Consider the following 13,559-nt stretch of genomic DNA (forward strand, 5'->3'; position numbering starts at 1 on the left):
TGTTTATCCTCCCCACACAAGAAAGCTCGCCGCACACAGCGGGAAACACAGTGATAATAGGGGGTATCTTCAATACTGATTTGTGCCTTCCGGGCTTTTGGCATGTGAACTCTTCCTGAGCTAGATAAATTGAGCTTCTATTTTGCACTATATGATGAGTTTGGAAACTGTACTGAAGTACAGTTATGATGGCTGTCCTGATTAGCACGCTGGCCTTGCCCAAAGATGCAAATTACATGCATTGGGTTTCTGGCTTTCATCCCGATGGGCGAGGGGCGATTGGTTATAAAACGGGTCGGTACATTATTTATACCGCACTGCTTAAAGGCAACAAAAACATCATTGAGCTCAGCCGCATGTCTATCAATGAGATTCTTGAAGAAGCCAGGTTTACGGCACCTGAGGAGGAGTAGCGGATAACAGGGGCGCACGAGCGCAGGAGAAAGGAGGCAATAAATCAGATTCTACTGTCATCACTTAGCCGTAATCTGCTGGTAAATTTTTCCCGTTAGCACTAAAGTTGGGAAAGATGTGGTGATGCGATAGCCGGATTCATGTGTATGTCTCCGGCTGTCTCACATCATTATCTTCGACAATAAAAATAACGTTTTTGAACACTGCCAAATTTGAATGAAAGCACAGCCAACAGACTACAGCATATCTTTAACTCCTTACCAAATAGAGCGTGCTTTGTTTTTAAACAAATCAGATAATCAAAGCTATATTCCTTCAGCGTGGTTGGCACTATGGTGACATTCGACGCCATCAATGTTGTTGGCATTACCGCGTATGCGCTGTTAGCCGCATTGTTTTTATGGGTGGTACGCCTGTCTAAATCACAGATGCAGGCCAGATATTGGTTTTTTGCCAGTGTACTTATTCTTTTGGCGCGCATTGATTTGTATATCTTTTCCGATTGGCTGCCATCAAGTGTTGTGCAAACAGTGTATGGTGTGCTGCTTGTAGCTGAAAAGTTCTTTTTAATTTTAGGGTTGTTTTATTTATTCACTGGCACGGCCAAACCCGGCATTGTGCGCGCCCTTAAAATTTTCTGCATCATTGCTGTTGCAGGTATTGTTCTGCTTAACCATGTGTTGGGTAACCCTACTGCTTACGCAGCCTGGTTTGGCCTCAGCCAGGCACTGTGTTTGCTGTTCATGAGTCACTACATTAAACAACATATACCTGAATGGTTTGATGCGGCACTTAAGTTTTTACCTTTCTTGTTGTTGCTTTACGCTGTGCATTGGTTGTCGTTTCCCATCGCCATTAATGTTGATTGGTACCTGTCCATAGGTTATCTGGTGGGCAATATTATGAATGCCGTGTTTTATCTTTCTCTGGCCTATATGGCGTTACGCCAATTCGAACACCGGTTGATTACGGCAGAGCAATCGGCAAAGTCTTTGGCTGAAGAAGCGCTGCAGGCCAGCATGGCCAAAAGTGAGTTTTTAGCCAACATGAGCCATGAGATCAGAACGCCTATGAATGGCATCTTGGGTATGCTGGAGATTCTTGGCCATTCGGATTTAAATGCTGAGCAGCGAAGCAAACTAGAGCTGGCCTATAAATCCGGTACCAGTTTGCTGTCTATTATCAACGATATTTTGGACTTTTCTAAAATTGAAGCGGGTAAATTGCAAATCGAAAAAGTGGATTGCAGCCTCAATCAGCTACTGGAGGAAGTGGCCGGTTTTATGTCTGGCCTGGCACAAGAGAAAGACCTTGAGTTTTTGGTGGACTCTACTGAGGTGCAAGTTAATGATGTGATTTCAGATCCCACACGGTTACGTCAAATCCTCATTAACCTGGTGGGCAATGCCATCAAGTTCACTACGCAAGGTGAAGTATTGGTTTCAGCCTCTACGGAATGCAGAGACGGGCAGTTGTTTTTCAACTGCAGCATCAAAGATACGGGCATCGGCATTGAAGCCTCAAAATTACAAGATATGTTTACCTCGTTTCAACAAGCCGATACGTCCACTACACGCACCTACGGGGGCACGGGGTTGGGCCTGTCCATTTCTAAAAACTTGTGTGAATTATTAAATGGCAGCATCGATGTCAGCAGTACACCCGGTGAGGGAAGCTGCTTTAGCATCGCCATTCCGGTGGAGCAATCATCCCAAAACGCGAGTGAACAAGCTGTTTTAGCTGACATATCACAGTTACAAGGAAAACACATTTTGGTGGTGGATGATAACGCCACAAATCGGGAAATATTATTGCATCAGCTCGAACTCTGGGGGCTAAAGGTATTATTGGCAGATTCAGCCAAGGCTGCCATGCAATTGCTACAACAGCACAAACAAGTGCTTGAACTGGCGATTTTAGATATGCAAATGCCACAAATGAATGGCGAGCAATTGGGTAAAGCTATTAAGGCGCGTGAGGATATGCGCCATATTAAATTATTGATGTTGTCGTCAAACTCTGATCCCGAGCTGGCTAAAAGGGCTGTGAGCGGTGATTTTGAACGATTCTTAACTAAGCCAGCCTTATCGCCTGTGCTGCAAAAGGCATTGTTGAATATGCTAACGCCCTCCACACTGCCAAATACTTCACTGCACACAGAAACTGCTCTGCCGCGCAACTGGAAAAGCAATAAGCTGTTATTGGTAGAAGACAACGAGATAAACCAAACCATCGCAACTGAGCAACTCAAAGAACTAAATTTATCTTGCGATACCGCACTCAATGGCGCTGAAGCGTTGGACATGCTGTTGGCAATGGCTGAAACACCTTACACCCATATTCTGATGGATTGCCAGATGCCAGTCATGGACGGTTATGAGGCAACCAAACGGATCCGTGCTGGCGAGGCAGGAGAAAAGTATCGGGAAATTCCCGTTATTGCTATGACAGCCCACGCTATGGATGGCGATAAAGACAAGTGCTTTGCCGTGGGGATGAACGATTACATCAGCAAACCTTTTAACCTGGAAACGCTACACAAGGCGCTTTCCCGGTGGCTGACTTGATGCTGTGAGTAGCTGCATTTGAGGTAAATTTCTCCCGGCCCCCCAACAAGTATAAAAGTTTTAATACTGCTAGTTTTTGTTGAGCTAAGATAATAGTAACTAGATTAAAACGTTGAATGACCCTATGTTCATAGCAAATAAAACATCCATCTTGCTCACTTTCTTGTTCTTTATTGTTACCAGCAGTGCTTTTGCTGAAGAAGAAAAAGCGGCTGTGTTGTATCAAGAATGTGGGGAATTCTTAAAAGCCGATGAGGATAAAAGTAAAGACTTTGTAGCGGCTAATGCATGTCATAATTATCTCGGCGGAATGCTGGCCGTTAGGACTTATTATCAATTGTTTCATAAGGTTAGCAAAGGGTTTTGTTTACCCAAGAGCATAACAAAGAGAGAGTTGGCCACGGCAATCATTGATTATATTGATCAAAATCATCCACTCAATATTAAATTGATGAAACGAGCGATTGCGGTAAGAGCATTGGAAAAGTCGTTTCCCTGTACCGGATAATAAATTGATGTGTTTTGTCATTGGGGGGCGGAAGCTTCCCCATAATAACTTTCAGCGAGGGAAAGTGCCTCATCTATGAGGACCTTTAGCTTCCCTGGTGACCACAAAGCTTTTAGCTTGAGGTTGTCGTACCTGAATATCAATACACGGTCTTGGTAAAAAAAGAGCCTCCAATCCCCAAGTGATATTGAAGTCTTTTCGAATTTTCTCTGATGACATCGAAGCAGCAGTATATTGCCATCCCAACTACCAAATCGATGCTCTGGTCTAATATCCGGCCGTTCGCCCTTATAATCGAATGTCGCGTGAACTTCCAGGAGGGAAATTTGCTGATGTTTCTCGTGACGAGTTAATACTGACTCAAGATGAATTGATTCAAAATATCCCGATGTTTTTAGCCATTCAGGATCAAAGTCTTGAGCGACCATCTCACCTAACTTTTTTTGTGTGTATTGGTTATATTCCTCTAATGATTGCGCTTCGAACGAGATATTCTCAATGTTCAACATCTGAAAGTTATGATGTTTTGCAAAGCCAGAAAGTTGTTTTCCACGGTTTAATTTATACTTGTAGGCAAGATATAAAAAAAACGCTAGCAGAAGTGGAAGAAGCAAATAGGGGTATTGCTCGCTTGTCATCAGTACCATAGTCTCAGAGTGCTTTGTATAATTTAAAACTAGTCGCCAGGAGTAGAACTATCAAAACTGAATTGATTACAGGAATATTCAGCGCAGTATTAATGGCTGGTTTTTTCGCATTCATTGCAATCGGCATTTCAGCCTATATCGAATTACACAATCCAGATTGCACGTTTTGTTCTCATCGCTGGCCAATTGGTGTGGCAATACTCGTTGGTGCCTGGGTGGGATTCAAAAATAATCAGCGGTATCACAGAAAACGTAATAGGCGTTAAATACTGCACTTCAGTTCGACATTGAAATCTGATTAATCACTCACTCCTGCAATCAGGGCTCTTCTAACTTCGTTAATTATTTTGCTGCAAGTTGCCGTTGCCAGTCCTGTACACGCTTTTCAACTTGGATAAGTTGATGCTGTCTGGTTTTAGTGAGGGCTTTGTTCAGGAGCGCTTGCGCTTTTTTCTCAAGCCCTTGCTCATCCGCCAGTATCGACAAATTTAAATAACCGTTGCTTTCACCGTAGGGGCAATGAAGCACCTGATGGTAACCTATGGCTTGCTGAAAAAGCTGCTCAGCTCTTTGATATTGCCCCTGATGTTGGGCAACCTTGCCGCGAGCTTCTGCGATGTAACCTAAGTAAAGCCACTCATTTAACTGCGTGGCTAAGGCTTCCGCCTTTGTCAGCAGCGCTTCGCCAGCTTCAACATTTAGCGTTTGCAGCGCGTTGATAGCGGCAAAAAACGTGATGCGAACCTCTTCGCGACTTGGGTTTTCCTGCTTGTTTAATTGAATAAACGCCTCGGTTAATACCGCATCTGCTTGGGCTATTTCGCCTTGTTTGATAAGTGCTTCCACAAGCAGACGTTTTGCTGTGAGGTTGTCGGGTTGATTGGCCACCGCTGCCTCAAGCAATTTAATGGTGCCTGGAGTATCGTTTTTCTCATGCGCCAGCAGGGCATTGGCTATCAACTCATTAGAAAATCCAGACAGATAATCTAGCGGTAGTGGATTAACACCGATTCCGCTTTGTTGTGCCACGATATTGGCCAGTTGCGCTATTGCTTGTGGCACTGTTTTGGCGAATACCACACCTTTATTACTGCCAGGTTGACGATGCAATGTATAAAGCAATTTATAGTCTTGTGGCACGCCTGTGAGTGTCATTTCCACCACTAAACTAGCACCGGATACGGTGAAAAGTGCACCGATATCGTCTGAGCGATAGTGCTGCAATGGCAAGTTGGCCCGTGCCATAACCTCCAGGACATAATCGGTATGTAGCACACCACTGTCTTGTTCGGAATTTAACCTCTGAATGAGTTGGTCCATAGCGCCAAGTGACACCCAGCGATGATCCGCATCGTTGACTTTATTGTGGACAGGTAATATTACAATAGAGCCGGACACAGGGTGTTCAGGTTGTTTGATAACCCACGTCAGAGCAAGTAACAGAGCAAAACAAATCCCGACTAAAAGCAACAGCAGGGGCTTATTCGATGAGGCTCTGGGGGTAGGTTGTTCTGGTTGGTTATGCTCAGATGCACATGACTCTACTTCGTGAATCCAGGTATAGCCTTGTTTAGGAACGGTTTTAATTACCTCATGTGGCTCAAACACCTGCCGTATTTCTTTGATTGATTGGAATACAACATGCTCTCCAACGACAACATCAGACCACACCTGCGTCATGATGTCCTGCTTGCTGATATTCTGTTGCGGTTTTGAAAGTAACAGCTGGAGCAACTGGAAGGTACGAGGGCGGATCTTACACTCTTGTCCTTCTGGATCGATAACCGTGCCGGCAACCGGATCTACCCGATAATTGGCAGTTAAAAAAATCTGGCTCACCAAATATTAAGTCTTTATGTATTGAAACCGGGGTTAGTGTAACTGATTAATGGTAATACCCAAACTACCTCAAGATACTCGACTTCAGCGGGAGAATAAAAGGATTTAGGCAAGGCAAATTGGAGAAGGCATGGTTGTTCTCACGTCGATACAATTTAACGCAGCATAAATGCTTTTAGGTCCCGCCCTTCGGGAGCTTCACAGCGCTTTCATTACTGTGTTGCACTTGTTTGAAAGGTAGCCGACATTCCTTCTCAAGTGCGCCTTGTACTGAAAGCGCTGTAATAGCTCTGAAGCAGGCATCTTGAGGTGGTTTGGGTATACTTACCTTCTATAAAATTCTATCAATGTTTATTGACATCTTAATAAATTTAATAAAAACAATGACATAGTAAAGGTTTTGAATTTATAGATTTTTATTGTGTCCGTGGTCGTCACTTTGCTTCAGGCTGGTAAAAAATAACTGAAACAGAGAGTAACTATGCAACTAATCAATCGACTTTCAATGTCTTATCCCGTTTTTTTGTCTCTAATCTTGGTGCTGGTATTTGTACTGTCTGCCCAGCTCGGCGCGCTGCTGATATCCAATTTCATGGCTGATATCCCTGGCGGAAGCATCAGTATTTTTACCCGGTATTCCATTGCAGTTTTGATGATTGTATTCCTGTGGCGTCTGGGAGGATTAAAGGCGTCGGGCGTCAGTAACCCAAGACGCAACTGGCACAAGCAGTGGTTTTTGGCTTCATTGCCGTTGCTGGCGGTGATGGTTTTAAATTTTTCAATTGTGCGCTGGTCGGAATTGTCGATAGCAATCGCTCAGCTGCCAATGTGGGTGCTGGATCATCTCGCAGCAGGGGTATTTGAAGAAATCATGATGCGTGCTTTGGTGTTTTTTATCCTCGCAAGAGCATGGGCAAATAAAAGCAATGGCTTACTTAAAGCGGCCATTGCACAAGCATTAATCTTTGGGGCATTACATTTATTAAATCTACTCAATGGCTGGAGTATGGCGGTAATTATGCAGGTGCTTTACGCCACATTCTTGGGCATTTCATTTGCAGGCATTGTCGCTTTTAGTCGCACGGTTTGGCCTGCGGTGTTATTGCACGCCTTGATTAATGCCGCGGGAAGCCTGAACAGCACTTTTATCGTTGACTATGTCGAGGAGCCGGTATCTATCACACTATATCTCGTCTTTTCTTCAGTTATATTTATCGCCACCACATTACCGGCTTTGTGGTTGCTAAAACGTACTCAACAAAATGAGCCGGTTAAATACGAGTTTGCCGTCACGTCTCTGGCTACTGCAAAAAACTGAGCATCGAAACGAGTATGTTTATTTCATAGGCAAACATGCTCGTGTCGTGCGCTGCTATCAAGGGGATGCTAAAAATTGACTACCCGTTTTTGACTATTAACGACTGACTCGCGATAGCTTTTTGGGGTTTGATTAAAGTGTTTCTTGAATACCGCATACATATATTGCAATGAAGGATAACCGCAGATATTGGCTATTTCCGCAGGCGCGACACTAGTTTCTTCCAACATCTTGCAGGCGCGAGTGAGTTTTTCATTGTGGATTTCGGTATGAATACTGTGGCCACGCTCTGCCTGAAAACGATTTTCCAGGTTGGAACGGGAAATACCCACATAGTCAGTGACCTGTTCTACTTTAATACCCTTGGTGGCGTATTGGCGGATAAAGTGCATGGCCTGAATGACGTGGGCGTCTTTCAACGATTTAAAGTCGGTTGATTGGCGACAGGCGACACCTACAGGTGGCACCATAATCTTTTTGCCTTTTACATCGATGTTGTTGAGTCGTTTGTGTAGTAATTTGGCGGCACGGTAGCCCATTTCAAAACAGCCCTGGGTCACGGAACTTAAGCTAATACGGCTTAGGTGACGGGCAATATCATCATCGTCGATACCGATAACTGAGATGCGGTCCGGCACCTCAATACCCAGGTGATCACAAGCCTGTAAAACGTGTCTGGCGCGGGAGTCTGTTACTGCCACAATACCTATGGGAGTCGGAAGGCTCTGTATCCAGTCGGTTAATCGATTCATCGAATATTGCCAGGTTTCCGGGTGGGTAGTGTGGCCGCGATAACATTGGCAGTCATAACCTTCTTCTTTGGTTATTTGTTTAATTGCCAGCTCTCGCTCTCTGGCCCAGCGGTGATGCTCATCATGAGGTAAACCATAAAAAGCGAATCGCTCTAAGCCGCGGTGGCGTAAATGCTCAAACGCGGCACGCACGATGGCGTTGTTGTCTGTTGCGATATAGGGCGCAGACGGATAATCTTCCGGGCTTTGATATGAACCGCCAACTCCGACAACCGGCATATCGCTGTTTTCCAGCGCTTTTTGGATTTCAATATCATCAAAATCGGCAATAATGCCATCACCTGCCCAATCTTGAATATTCTCCAAACGGCATAAAAAATCTTCTTCCAGATAGATATCCCAGTCCACCTTTGAGGACTGCAGATAATGACCAATCCCCTCAATGACCTGACGGTCGTATACTTTATTTGCGTTGAATAACAATGTAATACTGTGTCTGGTATCAAACATATCTACCTCGCCTTACTGCCAGTCTACTTCAAGTTACATTGAAGCAATTACGTTTTCTCTTAATTATGTTTTTTAATATTTGCTTCGAAGCTGCATTCTAGTTGGGAATTGCAGTAATTCTTTACAAATAATTAACAATCGTTTTATGAAATTTCGTAATTGCTGCAATTATTCTCCATCGTCACTATGAAAACAAGCAGTTACTCAACAAGAAATGGTCAGGACTCAATGTATATTGGAATAGATTTAGGAACTTCAGGCATCAAAGTAATATTGATGTCTGCTGATGGCAATATCGTTAATACGGTGAGCAGTGAGCTTAGCGTATCTCGCCCGCAACCTCTTTGGTCGGAGCAAAACCCAGAAGATTGGTGGGCTGCTTTACAAGATTGTATGCAGCAACTGGCTACAGCCAGCGACTTGTCTCGTGTTGAAGCGATTGGATTGTCGGGGCAAATGCATGGGGCGACATTTTTAGACCAACAGGGTGACGTTATTCGCCCCGCCATTTTGTGGAATGACGGGCGTTGTGCAGCGCAGTGTGAGCAAATCGAGCGAGAAGTGAGCAATGCCAGAGAGATAACCGGCAATATTGTCATGCCCGGTTTTACCGCTCCTAAAGCATTGTGGTTGAAGCAAAATGAACCTGAGCATTTCTCACGGATCAGCAAAGTAATACTACCCAAGGATTATCTACGCTTTCGCTTATGTGGCAATTATGCATCCGATATGTCGGATGCCGCTGGCACTGCCTGGCTAGATGTGGCTAAGCGTGACTGGAGCGAGACAATGCTGGATGTTTGCGGCTTGAACGCGGAGCACATGCCGACATTGTACGAAGGTACAGAAATCACCGGAGAGCTGAAGGGCGATATTGCAAGCTGTTGGGGGATGAGACAAGTACCTGTGGTCGCGGGTGCTGGTGACAATGCCGCTGGAGCCATTGGGGTTGGGGTTGTTGAAAGCGGCCAGGCAATGCTATCGCTGGGTACCTCTGGTGTGTACTTTGCGGTGAGCGAATCGTTTCAAAGTGATGCCGATTCCGCTTTACACAGTTTTTGTCACGCTTTGCCCCAAAAGTGGCATTTAATGTCAGTGGTTTTGAGTGCCGCCAGTTGTTTGCAGTGGTATGCCGATTCGATAGCAAAAGCGCCGCTGCAGTCGTTGCTAGCGGAGTTAGATAAAGCCGAAATTGATCTTCAACAAACACCGATATTTTTACCCTACCTGTCTGGCGAGCGCACACCGCACAACGACCCGCAAGCAAAAGGTGTGTTTTTTGGATTAACTCATGAAACTGATCAGATTCACCTGTTACACGCTGTGATGGAAGGAGTGAGCTTTGCTCTCAAAGATGGTGCCGAAGTGCTGCACGGAGCGTCTGGAAAACCAGAACACATAACGTTGATTGGTGGCGGCAGTAAAAGTGGTTATTGGCGTCAAATGCTGGCGGATGTGCTGGCAGTGCCGCTGGAATGTCGTGCCGGTGGTGAAGTGGGGCCGGCATTGGGGGCGGCCCGATTGGCGTTGCTCGGACATCAGTCGGATACCATTTTGAGTGAAGTGGCACCCGTACCACCGCTCTTGCAAATCCATTCACCAGATGAAGCTAAAAGCCATGTTTACGCACAGCGTTACCAACGCTTTCAGGTTTTGTATCAGAGATTAAAAGATGTGTTCTAGTTAACCCAAGGAACGAAATCTAAGGCTCAAAAAGATAATGGTGTATTGCAAAAATCATAATTGTGACAGCAAAACTTTACTTCCATTATGCGAGAACGAAAAAGGCGAATCGAAAAGAGGAAAAGTCATGTCGCAATATTTTGATAAAGTGGACGCCATCCAGTATGAAGGTGCCCAGAGCAGCAATCCACTTGCATTTAAGCATTACAAAGCTGATGAAGTGGTACTGGGTAAAACCATGGCCGAACATCTGCGTTTTGCGGCATGTTACTGGCATAACTTTTGTTGGGACGGCGCCGATGTCTTTGGCCAGGCTACATTCGGTCGTCCTTGGTTACAACCCGGTGACGCCATGCAACGTGCCAAAGAAAAAGCTGACGTTGCTTTTGAATTCTTTAAAAAGCTCGGTGTGGAGTATTACACCTTTCACGACATCGATGTTAGCCCGGAAGGAAATAGTTTTGCCGAGTATCAAAGTAACTTTGCACAAATGACCGATGTCCTGGCCCAAAAGCAAGAAGAAACAGGATTAAAGTTATTGTGGGGCACGGCTAATGTATTCAGTAACCCCCGTTACGCTGCGGGTGCGGCATCTAACCCCGATCCGGAAGTTTTCGCCTATGCTGCAGGTCAGGTATGTAACGCAATGGAAGCAACCCATCGTTTAGGCGGCGCAAACTATGTATTGTGGGGAGGCCGTGAAGGCTATGAAACCTTGTTAAACACCGACCTTCGCCAGGAGCGTGAGCAACTGGGCCGTTTCATGCAAATGGTGGTAGAGCACAAAGAAAAGATCGGCTTTAAAGGTACCTTACTCATTGAGCCTAAACCGCAAGAGCCCACAAAGCACCAGTATGATTACGATACGGCAACGGTATACGGGTTTTTGAAACAGTTCGGGCTGGAAAAAGAATTCAAAGTGAACATTGAAGCGAATCACGCTACGCTGGCAGGGCATTCCTTCCAGCATGAAATTGCCACTGCATTTTCACTGGGACTGTTTGGTAGTATCGACGCCAACCGTGGTGATCCGCAATTGGGATGGGATACCGACCAATACCCGAATAGTGTAGAAGAGATGACGCTCATCATGTACGAAATTCTGAAATCTGGTGGCTTTACCACTGGTGGCATGATGTTCGATACCAAATTGCGTCGTCAAAGTACCGATCCTAATGATCTGTTTTACGGTCACATTGGTGCCATGGATACCATTGCCATCGCGCTGAAAAAAGCCGCGGCCATGATTGAAAACGATTTCCTGGGCAAGGCTGTCTCCACTCGCTATGCCGGTTGGAGTGCCGATTTAGGTAAGCAAATCCTCGCAGGTAATCAGTCTATCGAATCTTTGCGTGAGCTAGTGGCTGACAAAGGTTTAGCACCATCTCATCAGAGTGGCCAACAGGAGCTGCTGGAAAACCAGGTGAATGGGATTTTGTACCCATAAACTCTAATTAAAGTGCTGTGTGTGTCGCGCTTTAAGAGCCTGTCATTTGACAGGCTTTTTTTTGCCCCTAATTCTTCAGGACAAATGTGTCCTTTCTTGCTAAAGCTTTACTTGTTTAGGATAAAGTCGAGGATATTATTGGGTAATAAAACAGGCCTGATAGCAGGCCTGTTCTGGAGGGAATTACTGTTCCCGATAATCAAACCAGGCAAAGTCAGCGAATTGGGTTTGGTTCACCAGATCCTGGCAGCAAATCCCCACAAATGCGCCGGTAAAATTGGCATCTGCGCCGCCATCACCGACTTCATCACACAACACGCTGTAATCCAACTCCAGCGGTAAAGTAACCCAATCACTGTTGATGCAGTAGCTAAACACGAGCTTGTCATAGGTCACTTGCGCTTTGAGTGTTACTTCGCCATCAGCAGGTAGTGCTATCGGGTCTGGCATCGGATATTGGCAGTGCCAATTGTTAGCGCACATGGAAACATCTAATACCCGGCCCAGATTGGCATCGTGGGTTATGTGCAGATAAAAGTATTTCTTGCTGTTGTAATAGCACACCAGTCCCGCCATGTGTTGACTGGATTTAGGGCTAAAGTCCACCTGAGTTTGCGCACTGAAGCAGAAACTTTGTTGCCGCCTTGCCAGTAATGACTGCTCAAACCAGGAACCTAATGATTCTCTGCCAGTTAAGCGTAAATAGCCTTCGCGCGCGTTTTGGTTAGCCACGCTCTCAGGTAAAGGATAGCGCAGCGATTGCAAGTTCAATGGTAATTTTTCGCCATTGAATTCAACGCGTTGATTGCGATTGCTGTTAACTTCCGTTTGGTGATGAACTTCAACAAATTCGGCGGGTGAGTTGCGGCCACTTAACAGGCGCGGCCAGCCATCTTCGGTCCACTCTACGGGTTGTATAGCTGTCTCGCGGCCCATCACTGAGCGTCCGCGATAGGGCAGGGGGCGACTGCACAAATGCACAAAGTAACTCTCGCCAGTAGCGGATTCTACCAGGTCGCCATGGCCTGCGCGCTTGAGGGAGGTTTCTGGTGCATAGTGACTGGTTACCAATGGTCCTTGTGGGTCAGTCTCATAAGGCCCCCAGATATTGTCTGCGCGGGCAAAAGTCGAAGCGTGGTGAATGCCAGTGCCACCTTCTGCTACCACGATGTAGTAGTAGCCATTGCGCTTGTATAAATGTGGTCCCTCTGACAGCCCAATGCTGGAACCCGGGTAAATCATTTTGGGCTCGCCCAATAGCGTTTGTGTGCTGTGGTCGTACTCTTGCATTAACATACCGCCAAAGTATTTGGCGGGTGAAAAGTTATTTCGACCAGATGTGGGTAAGTGATTCCAGTGCATATTCAGATAGTAGGTTTTACCATCGTCATCATGAAAAAATGATGGGTCAAAGCCACTGGAATTAAGATAGATGGGATCTGACCATGTGCCCGCGATATTGTCGCTGGTGATAAGATAATTATGGGTATCCTTAAAGTCTCCAGCAAAGCGTTTTACGTCGGTAAAAGCCAGGTAAAAAAGCCCGTCTTTGTAGCTTAAACAAGGCGCCCACACGCCGCATGAATCAGGATTACCGCGCATGTCGAGTTGCGAGAGACGGTTGAGTGGTTGTGCCACCAGTTCCCAATTGGCCAGGTCTTTTGAGTGGTAAATACACACCCCTGGATACCATTCAAACGTGGAGGTGGCAATGTAGTAATCGTCTTCCACTCTGAGTATGGATGGATCTGGGTGAAAACCCGGTAATATGGGGTTGTTTATGGCTGTCATAATGATTAAATATCTCTATCAAGGTGTATTGATGATGGAAGACTGAGTAATTTAGCGCCGCCCCTCAATTATCATATTAATCA

Annotated in this window: 10 protein-coding genes and 1 pseudogene; 6 read left to right on the forward strand and 5 right to left on the reverse strand. The window is 45.5% G+C overall.

Features of this window, described 5'->3' with window-relative positions:
* Nucleotides 1–104, reverse strand: a pseudogene (locus ACXAGP_RS19990) (transposase); the annotation flags it as partial.
* Between the two features lie 81 nt (nucleotides 105–185).
* On the opposite strand from ACXAGP_RS19990, the gene ACXAGP_RS19995 reads away from it, so the two are divergent.
* The 3 genes from ACXAGP_RS19995 (at nucleotide 186) to ACXAGP_RS20005 (ending at nucleotide 3,489) form a co-directional block, all read left to right on the forward strand.
* Nucleotides 186–413 (forward strand): hypothetical protein, encoded by a 228-nt coding sequence (locus tag ACXAGP_RS19995; protein WP_475263436.1) that lies wholly within the window; start codon nucleotides 186–188, stop codon nucleotides 411–413.
* A gap of 333 nt (nucleotides 414–746) precedes the next feature.
* Entirely contained in the window at nucleotides 747–2,981 is a 2,235-nt protein-coding gene (locus tag ACXAGP_RS20000) for a response regulator (protein ID WP_475263437.1), read from the forward strand.
* Between the two features lie 112 nt (nucleotides 2,982–3,093).
* Nucleotides 3,094–3,489: a Rap1a/Tai family immunity protein gene (locus ACXAGP_RS20005; protein ID WP_475263438.1), complete on the forward strand. Its 396-nt coding sequence runs from the start codon at nucleotides 3,094–3,096 to the stop codon at nucleotides 3,487–3,489.
* 17 nt (nucleotides 3,490–3,506) lie between these two features.
* On the opposite strand, the gene ACXAGP_RS20010 is transcribed toward ACXAGP_RS20005, so the two are convergent.
* Together ACXAGP_RS20010 and ACXAGP_RS20015 are read right to left on the reverse strand one after the other, a co-directional pair.
* Complete coding sequence (locus ACXAGP_RS20010) at nucleotides 3,507–4,127, reverse strand: hypothetical protein (RefSeq protein WP_475263439.1); 621 nt, start codon at nucleotides 4,125–4,127, stop codon at nucleotides 3,507–3,509.
* Between the two features lie 351 nt (nucleotides 4,128–4,478).
* Nucleotides 4,479–5,975, reverse strand: coding sequence for a winged helix-turn-helix domain-containing protein (locus tag ACXAGP_RS20015; RefSeq protein WP_475263441.1), 1,497 nt, complete (start codon nucleotides 5,973–5,975; stop codon nucleotides 4,479–4,481).
* A gap of 481 nt (nucleotides 5,976–6,456) precedes the next feature.
* Between ACXAGP_RS20015 and ACXAGP_RS20020 the strand changes: the two genes are divergently transcribed.
* A complete protein-coding gene (locus tag ACXAGP_RS20020; RefSeq protein WP_475263442.1) occupies nucleotides 6,457–7,293 on the forward strand; it encodes a lysostaphin resistance A-like protein in 837 nt (278 codons plus the stop codon).
* 68 nt (nucleotides 7,294–7,361) lie between these two features.
* Here the strand turns inward: ACXAGP_RS20020 and ACXAGP_RS20025 are convergent, their stop codons facing one another.
* Nucleotides 7,362–8,555, reverse strand: a complete 1,194-nt coding sequence (locus ACXAGP_RS20025) for a XylR family transcriptional regulator (protein ID WP_475263443.1) — start codon at nucleotides 8,553–8,555, stop codon at nucleotides 7,362–7,364.
* A 228-nt stretch (nucleotides 8,556–8,783) separates the two neighbouring features.
* Between ACXAGP_RS20025 and xylB the strand changes: the two genes are divergently transcribed.
* On the forward strand, nucleotides 8,784–10,238 hold the full coding sequence (xylB, locus tag ACXAGP_RS20030) for a xylulokinase (RefSeq protein WP_475263444.1): 1,455 nt from the start codon (nucleotides 8,784–8,786) through the stop codon (nucleotides 10,236–10,238).
* Nucleotides 10,239–10,365: 127 nt separating this feature from the next.
* The gene (gene xylA / locus ACXAGP_RS20035; protein ID WP_475263446.1) at nucleotides 10,366–11,685 is read left to right on the forward strand and encodes a xylose isomerase; all 1,320 of its coding nucleotides are present in this window, start codon (nucleotides 10,366–10,368) and stop codon (nucleotides 11,683–11,685) included.
* 183 nt (nucleotides 11,686–11,868) lie between these two features.
* Here the strand turns inward: xylA and ACXAGP_RS20040 are convergent, their stop codons facing one another.
* Entirely contained in the window at nucleotides 11,869–13,476 is a 1,608-nt protein-coding gene (locus tag ACXAGP_RS20040; RefSeq protein WP_475263447.1) for a glycoside hydrolase family 43 protein, read from the reverse strand.
* Between the last annotated feature and the right edge of the window lie 83 nt (nucleotides 13,477–13,559).

This window comes from Planctobacterium sp. AWM4_229 (assembly GCF_056160305.1).